Source organism: Vibrio tapetis subsp. tapetis, from assembly GCF_900233005.1.
Lineage (GTDB): Bacteria > Pseudomonadota > Gammaproteobacteria > Enterobacterales > Vibrionaceae > Vibrio > Vibrio tapetis.
This window is the reverse complement of the sequence record NZ_LT960611.1, coordinates 96,189-110,782: the sequence shown is the minus strand read 5'-3', so window position 1 is coordinate 110,782 and position 14,594 is coordinate 96,189. Positions and strand designations below refer to the sequence as shown.

Annotated in this window: 13 protein-coding genes and 7 tRNA genes; all 20 read right to left on the bottom strand. The window is 44.2% G+C overall.

The window, feature by feature from the left end; all coding sequences use genetic code 11:
* Nucleotides 1-105 precede the first annotated feature (105 nt).
* Nucleotides 106-1,389 (bottom strand): group II intron reverse transcriptase/maturase, encoded by a 1,284-nt coding sequence (gene ltrA / locus VTAP4600_RS00600; protein WP_102521018.1) that lies wholly within the window; start codon nt 1,387-1,389, stop codon nt 106-108.
* A 774-nt stretch (nt 1,390-2,163) separates the two neighbouring features.
* A tRNA-Arg gene (locus VTAP4600_RS00595) sits at nt 2,164-2,240 on the bottom strand.
* Between the two features lie 63 nt (nt 2,241-2,303).
* Nucleotides 2,304-2,380 (bottom strand) — tRNA-Arg (locus VTAP4600_RS00590).
* 63 nt (nt 2,381-2,443) lie between these two features.
* Nucleotides 2,444-2,520, bottom strand: a tRNA-Arg gene (locus VTAP4600_RS00585).
* A gap of 63 nt (nt 2,521-2,583) precedes the next feature.
* A tRNA-Arg gene (locus tag VTAP4600_RS00580) sits at nt 2,584-2,660 on the bottom strand.
* Between the two features lie 65 nt (nt 2,661-2,725).
* A tRNA-Ser gene (locus tag VTAP4600_RS00575) sits at nt 2,726-2,818 on the bottom strand.
* A gap of 35 nt (nt 2,819-2,853) precedes the next feature.
* A tRNA-Arg gene (locus VTAP4600_RS00570) sits at nt 2,854-2,930 on the bottom strand.
* Between the two features lie 52 nt (nt 2,931-2,982).
* Nucleotides 2,983-3,075 (bottom strand) — tRNA-Ser (locus tag VTAP4600_RS00565).
* Between the two features lie 193 nt (nt 3,076-3,268).
* Nucleotides 3,269-3,466, bottom strand: coding sequence for a carbon storage regulator CsrA (gene csrA / locus VTAP4600_RS00560; RefSeq protein WP_102521017.1), 198 nt, complete (start codon nt 3,464-3,466; stop codon nt 3,269-3,271).
* Between the two features lie 77 nt (nt 3,467-3,543).
* On the bottom strand, nt 3,544-4,740 hold the full coding sequence (locus VTAP4600_RS00555) for an aspartate kinase (protein ID WP_102521016.1): 1,197 nt from the start codon (nt 4,738-4,740) through the stop codon (nt 3,544-3,546).
* A 55-nt stretch (nt 4,741-4,795) separates the two neighbouring features.
* On the bottom strand, nt 4,796-7,378 hold the full coding sequence (alaS, locus tag VTAP4600_RS00550) for an alanine--tRNA ligase (RefSeq protein WP_102521015.1): 2,583 nt from the start codon (nt 7,376-7,378) through the stop codon (nt 4,796-4,798).
* Between the two features lie 175 nt (nt 7,379-7,553).
* The gene (locus tag VTAP4600_RS00545) at nt 7,554-8,717 is read right to left on the bottom strand and encodes a glutathionylspermidine synthase family protein (RefSeq protein WP_102521014.1); all 1,164 of its coding nucleotides are present in this window, start codon (nt 8,715-8,717) and stop codon (nt 7,554-7,556) included.
* 6 nt (nt 8,718-8,723) lie between these two features.
* On the bottom strand, nt 8,724-9,338 hold the full coding sequence (locus VTAP4600_RS00540; protein WP_231897841.1) for a DUF1190 domain-containing protein: 615 nt from the start codon (nt 9,336-9,338) through the stop codon (nt 8,724-8,726).
* Between the two features lie 10 nt (nt 9,339-9,348).
* Nucleotides 9,349-9,762: a DUF350 domain-containing protein gene (locus VTAP4600_RS00535; RefSeq protein WP_102521012.1), complete on the bottom strand. Its 414-nt coding sequence runs from the start codon at nt 9,760-9,762 to the stop codon at nt 9,349-9,351.
* A gap of 15 nt (nt 9,763-9,777) precedes the next feature.
* Nucleotides 9,778-10,419 (bottom strand): YjfK family protein, encoded by a 642-nt coding sequence (locus VTAP4600_RS00530; protein ID WP_102521011.1) that lies wholly within the window; start codon nt 10,417-10,419, stop codon nt 9,778-9,780.
* Complete coding sequence (locus VTAP4600_RS00525; protein WP_102521010.1) at nt 10,419-11,441, bottom strand: potassium channel family protein; 1,023 nt, start codon at nt 11,439-11,441, stop codon at nt 10,419-10,421. Before VTAP4600_RS00525 ends, VTAP4600_RS00530 begins: the two co-directional genes overlap by 1 nt.
* Before the next feature lie 15 nt (nt 11,442-11,456).
* Nucleotides 11,457-12,143: a PspA/IM30 family protein gene (locus VTAP4600_RS00520; protein ID WP_102521009.1), complete on the bottom strand. Its 687-nt coding sequence runs from the start codon at nt 12,141-12,143 to the stop codon at nt 11,457-11,459.
* The gene (locus VTAP4600_RS00515; RefSeq protein WP_102521008.1) at nt 12,140-12,544 is read right to left on the bottom strand and encodes a DUF2170 family protein; all 405 of its coding nucleotides are present in this window, start codon (nt 12,542-12,544) and stop codon (nt 12,140-12,142) included. Before VTAP4600_RS00515 ends, VTAP4600_RS00520 begins: the two co-directional genes overlap by 4 nt.
* A 304-nt stretch (nt 12,545-12,848) precedes the next feature.
* A complete protein-coding gene (gene recA, locus VTAP4600_RS00510) occupies nt 12,849-13,889 on the bottom strand; it encodes a recombinase RecA (RefSeq protein WP_102521007.1) in 1,041 nt (346 codons plus the stop codon).
* 132 nt (nt 13,890-14,021) lie between these two features.
* A complete protein-coding gene (gene pncC, locus VTAP4600_RS00505) occupies nt 14,022-14,528 on the bottom strand; it encodes a nicotinamide-nucleotide amidase (protein ID WP_415239679.1) in 507 nt (168 codons plus the stop codon).
* Nucleotides 14,529-14,594: the final 66 nt, after the last annotated feature.

Below are 14,594 nucleotides of genomic sequence, written 5' to 3'. Positions count from 1 at the left end.
AATTTCTTGTTGTACTAATGTTGCAGAAATGAAAACATCGAGTAGGGTGAGGCGTCTCCGCCTCATCCCTCTCACAGAACCGTACGTACGGACCTCGTATACGGCTCATGCACATTTCCATTCAGCATAATGGCTGAACACATATCCTGTCCTAACGTGTTCAAGATTCACTAATCCAAGGTCGTTAAACCATTGATTTGGCATCGAGTAACTGGCTAATGGACTCGCAGCATTTCTCCAACTATCCATACAGATATACCTGAATGACCCTTCGTAACCTAGCTGTCTTAGCCTGCGGTGGAGTCGGGTCGGTTTTTTCCATAATCGTAATTGGACGCTGCGAAGTCTTCGCCTTAACCACGCGGCCAGTTTCTTAAACTCCCTGTTGGCATTCGCTATTCGAAAGTACTGGCTGAACCCTCTCAGAAGTGGATTCAGTTGTTTAATGACTTCTAACAATGGCTTACCGCCATTGCGTCTTGTCACTCGCTTCAACTTTCCTTTGAACGTCGACATTTTCTTTGGCTGAATACGGCTATAATGGCTACCGATTTCTATTCCAAGGAATTTCACACCTTCGCCGCTGTGCGCTATGTGTGATTTGGTTTCGTTCACCGTTAACTTGAGCTGTTTTTCCAGGACCTTCGTTGCCTGTACTTGCGCATTTTCTGCACCTTTACGGCTGCGACAGAAGATCAGTATGTCGTCGGCATAACGGACTATTCGATGTCCTCGCTTTCGCATCTCTTGATCAAACGCATCCAGATAGATGTTCGCTATCAGTGGGCTTATTACTCCACCTTGCGGACTACCTATCTCGGTATGCTGCCACTCTCCATCAACCATTACGCCACTTTTCAGGAACTGTTTGATGAGCTCCAGTACGCTACTGTCTGTGACTCGTTTCTTAATGCTTTTTAGAATAAGCTCATGATCGAGCTTATCGAAGCACTTCGATAAGTCCATATCTACGACGTGTTGCATTCCGTATCGACGGATGAACATCGTCGCTTTGTTTATAGCATCGTGACAACTTCGATTCGGTCTATACCCAAAGCTGGATGGGTGAAACTGCTCTTCGAAGATTGGGGTTAATAGATCATTTAGAGCTTGTTGGACAACTCTATCCCGTACTGTTGGGATCCCAAGTAATCGCACCCCACCATCATCTTTCGGTATTTCTACCCGTCTGACGGGTTGAGGGGTGTATCGCTTGGTTTTGAGTTCCAGAAGAAGTTGATCTAGGTTATCACTCAGATTTTGGGCGTAGTCGCTTAGGCTCTGCCTATCTATTCCGGCCGCGCCTTTCGCTTTCCACACTTTTTTAAATCCTTTATAGAGTCGCTCTTTGTGGAGCAAGTGACCATATAAACTGTAGTAAACTCTCAACTTTTTCCTTTAGATTGTGTGCCGTGTGGGGACAAATGCTCTCTCACAGTGTTGGTGTATTTCACTCCACTCTCTAGCCTTCTAGCTCAATGGCAATTTACTAGAGTGAGTCAGAGTTACTCCCTTGTACGGTTTCTCGCTTCAGTGCTTTGCTTTCACAAAGACCGCGACAGAGGACCTCGATAGCTAATCAACTTGTATACCACTGAAAAAAAACATCTGCTCATCACAGACTTAAAATGTACTTCATCCCTTCGCAACACCAGATTGCTTTTGGCAAAATGTTGTCCCATCAGACGTGTTACTGATGGTCAGCTCAGTTTTATCCTCCACACCATTACTGGGCTTCACCGGCCGAGCTTTACTCACTACTACGGATTCATCTGCCACCTCGCACCAACATAGATCTTGGCTCTCGCCTTGAGTTTATGCTTCCGACGTTTGCTCGGATGTGATGTCAGGCTTCCCCAGTTACTGCACTGGCTCCCTGTTAACAATGCCACCCTCAAGCACAATCTAGGTCTGATTGAGTATCGGGCTTCACGCTATTTTGCACGCTTACCCACCTAAATTGCCGAATCAGGTTCACTTTCGTTGTGTACTGTTAACTTCCTATCGCTTCCTTCAAACCCTGCCGTTGGCCAGCAACGCCCTTGCGATTCGGATTATCTTCCCCTCAATCAGGGTGATTTAGGCTTCTTTCAGCCTAATGGGTTTGCCAGCTTCGCTGGGCAAACAAAAAAGGCTCCGTAAATACGGAGCCTTTTTATAAGGTGGTGCGCCCTGGAGGATTCGAACCTCCGACCGCCTGGTTCGTAGCCAGGTACTCTATCCAGCTGAGCTAAGGGCGCACAGGTTTAGATATTGATACTCTAATTAAAGAAGACAATATCAAGGTCAATGACCTTAAATTGTGGTGCGCCCTGGAGGATTCGAACCTCCGACCGCCTGGTTCGTAGCCAGGTACTCTATCCAGCTGAGCTAAGGGCGCACAGGTTTAGATATTGATATTCTAATTAAAAAAAACCATATCAAGGTCAATGACCTTAAATTGTGGTGCGCCCTGGAGGATTCGAACCTCCGACCGCCTGGTTCGTAGCCAGGTACTCTATCCAGCTGAGCTAAGGGCGCACAGGTTTAGATATTGATATTCTAATTAAAGAAAACCATATCAAGGTCAATGACCTTAAATAGTGGTGCGCCCTGGAGGATTCGAACCTCCGACCGCCTGGTTCGTAGCCAGGTACTCTATCCAGCTGAGCTAAGGGCGCACGGGACGTGAACTATATCACACTTTCATTCCTTGGGAACAAAAAAATTGACCTAAGGTCAATAATGGCGGTGAGGGAGGGATTCGAACCCTCGATGCGGCTATAAACCACATACTCCCTTAGCAGGGGAGCGCCTTCAGCCTCTCGGCCACCTCACCGTCTTGTATTGCTAATCTTCCGTTGCAAAAGGAAGTGGTGCGCCCTGGAGGATTCGAACCTCCGACCGCCTGGTTCGTAGCCAGGTACTCTATCCAGCTGAGCTAAGGGCGCAACATTTGCTTAAACACTTGAGCTGCTTCACTCAAAATAAGCAGTGCAAGAATGGCGGTGAGGGAGGGATTCGAACCCTCGATGCGGCTATAAACCACATACTCCCTTAGCAGGGGAGCGCCTTCAGCCTCTCGGCCACCTCACCGTCTTGCGGAGGCACATATTACGATTTACCAAAAATATGTCAAACATTTTTTTGGTAAAAATTGCAAAAAATCACTTAACCGTTGGGTATTTAACCAAAGAGCTGTAATTTTAAACTTATCTGAGCCTTAGAACCATTTTACTCATAATCTTATTAAAAAAAAGACCAGCATTAGCTGGCCTCATTTCGGAAGTTAGAAAGTACCCGTTGTTGGGGTGCTATTTCCTTTTTCCGCTTGAATTCGCATGTAGATCTCTTCACGGTGAACAGATACTTCTTTAGGTGCATTAACACCGATGCGAACTTGGTTGCCTTTAACACCCAATACAGTCACGGTTACTTCATCACCGATCATAAGAGTTTCACCTACACGGCGAGTCAAAATTAGCATTCTTGTGCTCCTTGAGTAATCTCTGAAATATTTTTCTACTATACACCACTATTGGCGAAATGATTCCATGTACACTGTCATGAAACCATAAGCACTTGGTGTCCATCAAGCTCTATATTTGTAACAACAAAGGAATTGTGAACAAGATTCGCTGCAACCTCAAGTTGCTCGGGACAAATCAGCAACATCACAGAGTTTTTTGTTTTCATTGACCAAAATACATCCACATTATGTTTTTTCAATAATGAATGAATAGCATTTAAACGCTCTGGAGCTGCATCACCAACGCAGGTTAACGCACTGACATTCTTACTTGCGCAAATTTTATCGGACAGAACTAAAGCGAGCTTAGCAAACTGATTTTGTTTGATAATCACACCTTGATAGTTTTCCGTCTTCAACACATCCCAAACTTCAATACCAAGAAGTTGGCATTGATTAATCAAACTATGCAGCTCAGCAGGCACCACTTGGACCAAAATAAGATCCTGCTGCATTGCTAAGCCGCAAATCTGATTGTCACCCTTTTCTCCACAAACCAATGTTCCGGTATCATGTGAAAACGATGATAAAACTCGTAGTGGCACGCGTTGTTTCCAAGCATGCTGCACTGACGGAAGGTGGAGAACTTTCGCACCTTTACGCGCCATTTCTTCCATACTAGGGAAGTCTATGGTCGCCAATTTTGTCGCAGACGGTACCACTCTTGGATCGCAAGTGTAAACCCCATCGACATCTGTAAATATCTGACATTCTGACGCTCTTAGTGCTCCAGCCAGAGCAACTGCAGTGGTATCCGAACCTCCACGCCCTAACGTGCTGATATTACCGTCATCAGTAATACCTTGAAAACCAGCAACGATAACCACTTGTTCCTGTTCCAAATACGACTCTATAAGTTGGGTATCAATATGCTTAATAGACGCATTATTGTGTTGGTCGTTGGTTTGAATTCCGGCTTGAAAGCCAGTCATCGACACCGCAGGCGTGCCCATTTTATTGAGTGTCATGGCCAGAAGCGCCATTGTTACCTGCTCTCCAGCAGACAACAAAACATCAAGCTCTCGCGCTGTAGGTACAGCATCAACTTGCAGAGCTAAGTCCATAAGACGGTTTGTCTCACCAGACATAGCAGATACAACAACAACCAATTGGTTGCCTTCAGATTTGGCTTTGATGACTCGTTGTGCAACCGCTTCAATGCGTTCAATTGAACCCACTGAAGTGCCGCCAAATTTTTGAACAATTAACGAGTCACGCGTAGTACGTGTCACTTGACTTCACCTTCCTGGGGCTTTTATCCCCGTGATTGATTCGAGTAAAGCGCCCTTACAGGCGCTCTTCTATCCACGCTTCTACCGATGCAAGAGCTGCTGGTAGTGCTTCTGGGTTAGTACCACCCGCTTGTGCCATGTCTGGACGACCGCCACCTTTGCCACCCACTTGCTGAGCAACCATGTTAACCAGTTCGCCAGCTTTCACTTTGCCAACCAGGTCTTTTGTTACACCTGCAATCAGGCCAACTTTACCATCCGCAATATTTGCAATTAAGATGATACCGCTACCCACTTGGTTTTTAGCGTTATCGACCATAGTACGTAAATTCTTGTTATCAGCGCCTTCAAGCGCTGCTACGAGCACTTTCGTTCCGCCGATATCTTTTACTTGGCCCATGATGTTTGCGCTTTCAGCAACCGCCATTTTTTCTTTAAGCAGCTGAATCTCTTTTTCTAGAGATTTTGCTTTCTTAGCCGATTCAGCCAACTTAGCTTCATAAGCCGTTTGTTGAGTTTCGATAGCGTCTAACGCGGCTTCACCGGTTACCGCTTCAATACGACGAATTCCGGCAGCAATACCGCCTTCAGAGGTGATCTTAAATAGACCGATGTCACCCGTGCTGTTCGCGTGAATACCACCACACAGCTCGGTAGAGAAGTCACCCATCGATAGGACACGAACTTCTTCGTCGTACTTTTCACCAAATAGAGCCATCGCACCTTTTGCTTTCGCAGACTCGATATCCATTAGGTTCGTTTCAATACTGTGATTGCGACGCACATGGTTATTCACCAGGCGCTCTACTTCACGAAGTTCTGCCGGTGTTACCGCTTCGAGGTTTGAAAAGTCGAAGCGAAGACCTTCCGCTTTAACCAAAGAACCTTTTTGCGTAACGTGCTCACCAAGAACCAAACGTAGAGCCGAATGCAATAAGTGAGTCGCTGAGTGATTCAAGATAATCGCAGCACGACGAGTCGCGTCAACTTCAGCCATTACGGTATCTTGAGTTGCTAACACGCCTTCAACAAGCTCACCATGGTGGGCAAACGCATTACCAAGCTTTTGAGTATCTTCTACTTTGAACACACCCGTGTCAGTTTTAAGCAAGCCTGCGTCACCACATTGACCGCCAGACTCAGCGTAAAATGGCGTTTGGCTTAAGACGATGATCGCCTTATCACCCGCAGACAACGACTGAACTTCGTTGCCTTCAACAAACATGGAAGCAATAATGCTTTGACCTTCAGTGGCCGAATAGCCGCAGAACTCTGTGTTGGTATCAACTTTAATCACGTCGTTGTAGTCAGTCCCGAATTGGCCTGCTTCACGAGCGCGCTTACGTTGAGCTTCCATCGCTTTTTCGAAGCCAGCTTCATCGATAGTGAATTCACGCTCACGCGCTACATCATTAGTCAAATCAGCAGGGAAGCCGTAAGTATCGTAAAGCTTGAATACGGTCTCGCCATCTAGCTCTTTGCCATCTAGCTCATCCAGCGCTTCATTTAGAATCGCCATGCCACGCTCAAGTGTACGGCCAAAGTTCTCTTCTTCGATGCGAAGTACTTTTTCAACAATTGCTTGCTGCTTTTTAAGTTCTTCACCAGCAGTACCCATCACTTCAATCAAGGTGCTTACTAGCTTGTGGAAGAAGACGCCTTTAGCTCCGATCTTATTACCATGGCGAACCGCACGGCGAATAATACGACGCAATACGTAACCACGACCTTCATTTGATGGCATCACACCATCAACGATCAAGAATGCACATGAACGAATGTGATCCGCAACTACACGCAATGATTGGTTCGATAAATCTTCGTGACCGATGATTTCAGACGCCGCTTTAATCAAAGTTTGGAATACATCGATTTCGTAGTTTGAATGCACACCTTGCATAATTGCGGAGATACGTTCAATACCCATACCAGTATCAACAGAAGGCTTAGGTAGCGGTTCCATTGTTCCGTCGGCTTGACGGTTAAACTGCATGAATACGTTATTCCAGATCTCGATGAAGCGATCGCCATCTTCTTCAGGCGTGCCAGGACGGCCACCCCAGATATGTTCGCCGTGATCGTAGAAAATCTCAGAACAAGGACCACAAGGACCAGTATCACCCATCTGCCAGAAGTTATCAGATTCGTATGCCTTACCGCCTTTCTTATCGCCAATGCGGACGATACGATCAGCAGGAACACCAATTTCTTTATTCCAGATTTCAAACGCTTCATCGTCTGTTTCATAAACAGTAACAAGCAGGCGATCAGCCGGTAATTGCAGAGTTTCCGTTAGAAACTGCCATGCAAATTGGATCGCATCTCGCTTGAAATAATCGCCGAAGCTGAAGTTACCTAACATCTCAAAGAATGTATGGTGACGGGCTGTAAAGCCTACGTTTTCTAGGTCATTGTGTTTGCCACCAGCACGCACACAGCGTTGAGCTGTCGTCGCACGAGTATAATTACGTTTTTCTAAACCTAAGAAGCAGTCTTTAAACTGGTTCATACCTGCGTTGGTGAATAGCAGGGTAGGATCATTAGCGGGTACTAATGATGAACTATCTACAATTTGGTGTCCTTTGCTTTCAAAGAACTTAAGGAACGCAAGGCGTACCTCATCGGTGCTCATGTACATGCAGCTCTTCCTGAAATATTCAAGTTAGAATTTTGCAACATTGTAGATCATGGATAGAAATTCGACTAGGGGATTCTGTGACCATTTGAGCTCTAAGTAGTTGTTGGCCTATTTTGTATGCCATAAACAGACAAAATAGAGCCAATATACTCAGATGAAAAAACTGACAAGGTATTTATAAAATAATATGAGGCATGTAACGTGCGTAATCTTGGGTAATTAAGCTGTCATCTTCACGGATCGACATACCTGCCGCTCGGTCGTTGACTAACCAACTACCAATCAATGTATTACTTCCATTAAAGACAGGTAGCGGATGATAAGCCTGTACTATCATCCCTTCTTGACCATACGGCCCATCCGCTTTTGCAATCTGCTTCCCTCCTTTAAAAATAGAGATATTGGCGCCTTCACGTGAAAAAATCGGTTTCACGACGTAGTCTTTTAACTGTGAGGCTTTAGCATCATCCATAAAGTAAGCAGGTAACAGGTTGGGATGGTTAGGAAACATTTGCCACAGAAGAGGCAGCAAAGCTTTATTGGATAAAATTGACTTCCACATCGGCTCGAGCCAATTGATATTACTGGTCGGTAGGTGTCGACTATATTCTTCGTCGAACATAAACTCCCATGGATACAATTTAAACATCCACCGAATGGGCTTTGATTTCATATCGACAAATTCATCAAGGCAATTGATGCCAATATCCTCGATGTGTACGAAGGCCGTTTCTAAACCGGCCTCTTTTGCGCAATCTTCTAAATATTGCACCGTTCCTCGGTCTTCTTCCGTCTCTTTACAGCAAGAGAAATGCAAAGTTTGCCCAGGTTGTTGCTTAGATAACTGATGAAACCGCTCAATTAAGTAGTCCTGCAGAATATTAAATTGGTCTGCATTACGACTTAACTGGCCCGCATTAACCTTATCTTCCAACCAAACCCACTGCCAAAAACCCGTTTCGTATAAACTTGTTGGAGTATCTGCGTTATTTTCCAGAAGTTTTGCATCTCCTTTTCCTGAATATGCAAAATCCACTCGTGAATAAAGCGACGGCTCATTGCGCTTCCAAGACGCAGCAACGCTATCCCACATTGATTGGGGTATTTGAAAGCGACGCAGCAAATTCTCATCAGCGACGACCTTGTCCACCACTTGCAAACACATTTGATGGATTTCTTCGGTCGGAGCTTCAATATCTCTTTCAACTTGCTCTAAGCTAAATTGATAATAAGCTCGCTCATCCCAATAAGGTTCGTCGTACATGCTGTGGTAGCCAAAACCAAACTTCTTAGCCAAGTCACGCCAATTTGGCCGCTCTTTCGTGTCTAAACGAAGCATGAGGCTTTACCCACCCCAGCTTGATTTACTGGACTTACTCGAGCTACTTTTACTCCAACTGGATTTCGCAGAAACGGTTGAACCAAAACCACCGCGAGACATGGTTCGTGTTGCGGCTGGCTTTTTTTTCATCTCAGAGGTCTTAATCTTGACTTTATTGTAGCCACTATTATAAGAGCCATACGAACGACCATTCGTCGAATACCAAGAACCACCATAACGATAGACAGGCTCACTATAATAACCACGAGAATTATTGATCATTTTACTAAAGAGATAGCCCCCCATCGCAGGGATAAACCAAGACGAATTTCTTGGCTGAAAGCACTCTTCCCCAGGAAACTCCACCCTACAATCATTTTCTGACGCATAGCGTGGCGCTGTACGCATCGCTTCGTTCACTGCATTTTCATAGGCTGCTTGGCACTGTTCGGTATAGCCAGGATTATCAAGAGAGCAATCTTCGACATCGGCATAAATCCGAGCATCATTGTCGGGATCGGAGTCTGAACAACCCGCAATTACAACAGCACTCACCGCTACAGCAAAAGGAGTAATGTTAATTTTACTCCAATCTTTACGCATAGACGGCAGTATGACTCGTTGACTTCGTTTCATCATTGAGCCCCTTTTAATAGGTCATACACGCAGCATTCAACATACCGACCGAAACCGATACAGACGCTAATACGATACCAGCAGACACTTCGTTGTTTTCAATTCGTTGTACAATCTTTGGTAAGAATAGAAACCGAACCAAAGCAAAGGCGATCAGTTGAGCAATAAATGCGATAAGACCCCAAAGCACAAAATCGATAATATTAACGGAGTTCGCGGCCGCACCAGAAATAGAGATGCTATATCCAACAAAAGACCCGGATAATGCAACCGCAGCGGCCATGTTATTTTCTTTAACTAGGCTCCATTCATCGTACGGAGTGAAACGGGTGTAAATAAACTTAAACAACAATAAAAAGCCAATCGATGTAGCAAAATAAATGGCAAAATCAGCAAGCCCACCAAGCGACTGTGTAATAAAATCCATATTGAAATCCTGTAGTTATCCGATAACAGTAAAATCTGTTGCTGAAACATTAATACCTGTAATGTAGGTAACACAACGCTCCAGTTGATGAGGTGTTTTAGCCGTCTCTTCACACGCGATGAGCAGTGATTCGGCATAGTGTTCATTGACTTCACGCTCGTAGAGCATGACAAATTGATCAGTTTCAGTGATCCGACCTTCCCGATCAAACGTCTTTTCTGTCATTGCGATAGGACGACCGTTTTCCCATACTTTGTAAAACGTTTTTTCTTCGAGAGAGACACTAGGCTTAACCAAGTCAGTATCAAGCCATGAATCCCATACAGACTGCACATCAATGGGTTTAGTATCGTAAAAATAAAACAGCTTAACTTCCGCCACGCCGCTATCATCTAAGCCGTGCTGCAATACTTGTAAATAGCCATCATCATCCGTATAGAAGCGCAGCAAACGCGTATTATCATCGAGTATTACTTCACCGACGGCTTGAATAATCTGAGTGCGTGAGGCGCCCTCAATAACCAGATCCGGCTCAAGCATTCTAAACTTCAAATCGTCTAGTTCAAATGCCCCCCCTAGCCTTAATCCTAAAACTTCAGGTGCTTGAGGTTGCACTTCTTCGGGCTTACTTGCTTTTTTCTTTAACCAATTGAACATTACTCGTTCCAATCAAAATGCTCGACACGTTCGTCTGCAATATAAAATAGTTTGGTATCAGGGAGGACGTTAACGTCTAACTCAGGGTTTAGCTTAATGCCATCACCATTATCTAAGCCAATGAGCGTCGCATGATATTGCTTTTTAAATTGTTCAAATAACACCGACACTGTGGTTGCTTGCCCGGAGTAAATAACTGAATACTGAGTCATGCCCTGAGTTGAACTCAATAATTCTTGATGCAAAGCACTGGAGCCAGGATCGACGGCCGCTTTTGCTAATAGCTCAATAGCAACCGAAGGGATACATTCCACATTTGGGCAATGAGTTTTAAGCAGATGACTCAACGCTTCATCTTTAAAATACGCAAGAATATGGGCTGAAGGGTTTAAATTAGCGCAATACAATGCGGCAGATAACGTCACATCGTCTTCAGGGTTGTCGACAATAATACAGCTGGCTTGCTCTATATTGGTTTTGTTCATGCTCATGCTGTCGGTAAAACTGCCAACATGAACAAATTCAATTTCAGAGGGCATTGGATTTTCTATCTCTGCCCGAGCGCACAGTACAATAGGTCTGCGCCCTGACTCCTCATGTTGAAGCATTCGAACTAAATGAAGCGTCCTTTGCTCGTTCCAACCCAACAAAAGAATATGATTCTCCACTTTTACTCTCCGTTTTCCTTGTAAGCCTGCTCGCCACGAACTGATTAACACGGTTGCAATACGGCTCAATGAAACCGCAAATAATCCCAGACCACCAGGAATAACAAACAGGCCCACAATCCATTTGCCCATCACAGTTGTTGGCGACATGTCGCCATAGCCAACGGTAGACGACGTTACTATTAAGTAGTAAATGAAATCGGTAAAATTCGCCGTCAGGGCGCTTTCACCCACTCCGGTTAATAATAGCCACGATATAACAACGTAAGCGGCAAATATGACCAGCAAATTTCGACTACTTAGATCACTAAGGTGGGTATAAGCCCACCTTTTCACAATCATCCAGATTGGCATGCTAAATTCTCTGTCTTATTTCCCTAGAATTCGTGCAAGCTCATCTTCTGCAGAAGATTGTCCACCAGAAGTAATGCCCGCCTGCGCTAATTTTTTATCTAGGCTGCTACCAGTTTGTTCTTGATGCATTTCTTCCGCGGCTTCTAATTGCGCTTGTTTCTCTGCTTGGCGATTTTTAATTCGCTCTAGCGATTCGACAGCGGTTGTCATTTTACTATTCGCACCAACATTGGTTGACGAGACTGCTGTTTGGGCTTTTTGAACCGCTTCGTTGGCTTTCACTACGTCTACTTGTTGTTCAAGTTGACGTAACTTATCTTTCGCCTGAGCAATATTTTCTTTCAATTTTTGCTCTGACACGCCAAATTGTTCTGCATACTTTTGCTCAACACTTTGTTGGCTAGTAAATTCAGCAACCTTACCTGCACACTCCAATGCCAACGCCTGCTCTCCTTTCTCCATTGCAGAGCGAGCATGCGCTTCGTATTCTGAAATACTGGCAGAAAACCCTGACGCTTTGTTTTCAGCTAATTTTCTTTTGGCCACAATAGACACAAGAGCTTGATCTGACTTTCTTAATTCTTCTTTAGCTTCTCTGATCTCTTGATCCAGAATTCGTAACGCTTGATTATCGGCAGCACCTTCAGCGGCTTCATTTACGCCACCTTTAATCGCGGTAAATAGTTTTTTCCAAACACTCATGCTGACACTCCTAAATATTCATCATACAAATCGATAAATGCTTCCACATTGCGATACAAAGTAGCGACTTCAATAACCACACTTTCTTCTTTTGATTGAGAAGACAATGAACCGAATGCAACGTAGTAGTCCTCGCCCGCAATGGTATTAATACCAATGGTCGAGAGTGGGAACATCTTATGCGTTCTCAAAATTACATTATTCAATGCATGCACATCAGATACTGATAACGTAGGAAATAGAATTACCTCGGCAATAATTTGCTCCCCAGCTACGGCGACATAAGCGTCAATACCGTCTTCATTTTTTAACACCAGTGATTCTTCACACGTAGATGAATCGACACTCCAACCTTCATGTTTGCCAAGAATTGAAGTGAGTTCTGATAAAGTCCAAGCCATAATAAGTATTCCAAATTAGAAAATGACACCATTACAATCTCACCTTGGAGAGGTGTTTTCAACTATTAACTTAAACAACGAATAATATTAGACATAATTCATATTAGAAATTGAATTCAATTTAATACCCTCTCTCCACCGAACAACTAATTCACATTTATTTAGTTAGATATAGTATCTATATTAAAGTTCACTATTTGCCATTTACGTTCGCTAACATATTGTTACTCTTTAAATAGCAAAAAGCCTCGCAATGCGAGGCTTTTATATTTATTAACCAAAACAATAATAAAACAGGTTTTGGTTATAATTCTTCTTGTGGTGCTTCTTTCTCACCTTCTGACTCATCCAGCTCAACTGGCGTCAAAAGCATTTCACGTAACTTGCTATCAATCTCTAGGGCAATATTGGTGTGCTCTGCTAGATATTTACCTGCGTTCGCTTTACCTTGACCAATCTTGTCACCATTGTAGCTATACCAAGCACCGGCTTTATCAACCAACTTGTGCTTAACACCTAGGTCAATTAGCTCACCATTACGGTTAAAGCCTTGGCCATAAAGAATTTGAGTTTCAGCTTGCTTAAATGGTGCGGCAATTTTGTTTTTAACCACTTTAATGCGAGTTTCGTTACCCACGATTTCGTCGCCATCTTTAATCGAACCCGTACGACGGATATCAAGACGAACAGAAGCGTAAAACTTAAGCGCGTTACCACCTGTTGTGGTTTCTGGGTTACCAAACATCACACCAATCTTCATACGGATTTGGTTGATGAAGATACACATACAGTTAGACTGCTTTAGGTTACCCGTAAGCTTACGCATGGCTTGAGAAAGCATACGAGCTTGAAGACCCATGTGGCTGTCGCCCATTTCGCCTTCAATTTCAGCTTTTGGCGTTAACGCTGCTACGGAGTCAATAACCATTACGTCGATTGCGCCAGAGCGTGCTAATGCATCACAAATTTCTAGTGCTTGCTCACCAGTATCCGGTTGAGAGACCAAAAGGGCATCGATATCAACACCAAGCTTTTTAGCATAAATCGGGTCAAGGGCATGCTCTGCATCGATAAATGCACATGTTTTACCTACACGCTGCGCGGCTGCAATAAGCTCTAGAGTCAGGGTTGTTTTACCAGAACTTTCAGGCCCGTATACTTCAACGATACGCCCCATAGGTAAACCACCAGCACCCAAAGCGATGTCTAATGAAAGTGAACCGGTAGAAATGGTTTCAACATCCATTGTACGGTTATCACCAAGACGCATAATAGAGCCTTTGCCGAATTGTTTTTCAATTTGGCCAAGCGCCGCGGCTAGTGCCTTTTTCTTGTTGTCATCCATCACTTTCTCCACACAACGTGTTTTTTGATATGCTGCTTATTATACTGTTGATTCATACAGTGTCTATACCTGTATGAAAATAAATTTGTTTGTTCGACTCGCTAAACTAGCGCTTGCAATAAAGCGCGCAACCTACAGAGTTGAAAACTTAGAGCCTGACTGCAAATACTCAATCAAAACACGCAACGAATACACGATTGCTTTTTCTCGCACTTCTGACCTATTGCCACTAAATAACTGCGTAGAAATTTTGCACCAGCCTGATTGATCTGAAAAACCAAAACACACAGTACCGACAGGCTTTTCTTTACTGCCCCCGCCAGGGCCTGCGATACCACTGATTGATACAGCAATGGTTGCATTTGAATGAGTCAGGGCACCTGCTGCCATTTCTTCGACGACTGCCTCACTGACTGCACCGTGAGTCATTAGCGTACTTTCATTGACACCAAGCATCTCCATTTTTGCTTCGTTACTATAGGTAACAAATGCTCGGTCAAACCAAGCCGAACTGCCCGCGATGTCCGTTATCGCCATAGATAGCCCACCACCGGTACAGGATTCAGCGGTGGTCATAACTTGTTTGCTTGCTTGCAAGTATTGTCCCAATTCAAGGCTCAATTCATTTCTTATTTCAATCATGGAAAATCCTCTTTTCAACTTTGCGCGAGCAGGTGATTCACGTATCCTAAGCGCCATAGACAA

Coding starts and splice junctions, on each gene's coding strand:
- csrA (WP_102521017.1), bottom strand. CDS start 3,466: ATGCTAATTTTGACTCGCCGTGTAGGTGAAACTCTTATGATCGGTGAT.
- alaS (WP_102521015.1), bottom strand. CDS start 7,378: ATGTACATGAGCACCGATGAGGTACGCCTTGCGTTCCTTAAGTTCTTT.
- VTAP4600_RS00545 (WP_102521014.1), bottom strand. CDS start 8,717: ATGCTTCGTTTAGACACGAAAGAGCGGCCAAATTGGCGTGACTTGGCT.
- VTAP4600_RS00540 (WP_231897841.1), bottom strand. CDS start 9,338: ATGATGAAACGAAGTCAACGAGTCATACTGCCGTCTATGCGTAAAGAT.
- VTAP4600_RS00535 (WP_102521012.1), bottom strand. CDS start 9,762: ATGGATTTTATTACACAGTCGCTTGGTGGGCTTGCTGATTTTGCCATT.
- VTAP4600_RS00530 (WP_102521011.1), bottom strand. CDS start 10,419: ATGTTCAATTGGTTAAAGAAAAAAGCAAGTAAGCCCGAAGAAGTGCAA.
- VTAP4600_RS00525 (WP_102521010.1), bottom strand. CDS start 11,441: ATGCCAATCTGGATGATTGTGAAAAGGTGGGCTTATACCCACCTTAGT.
- VTAP4600_RS00520 (WP_102521009.1), bottom strand. CDS start 12,143: ATGAGTGTTTGGAAAAAACTATTTACCGCGATTAAAGGTGGCGTAAAT.
- VTAP4600_RS00515 (WP_102521008.1), bottom strand. CDS start 12,544: ATGGCTTGGACTTTATCAGAACTCACTTCAATTCTTGGCAAACATGAA.
- recA (WP_102521007.1), bottom strand. CDS start 13,889: ATGGATGACAACAAGAAAAAGGCACTAGCCGCGGCGCTTGGCCAAATT.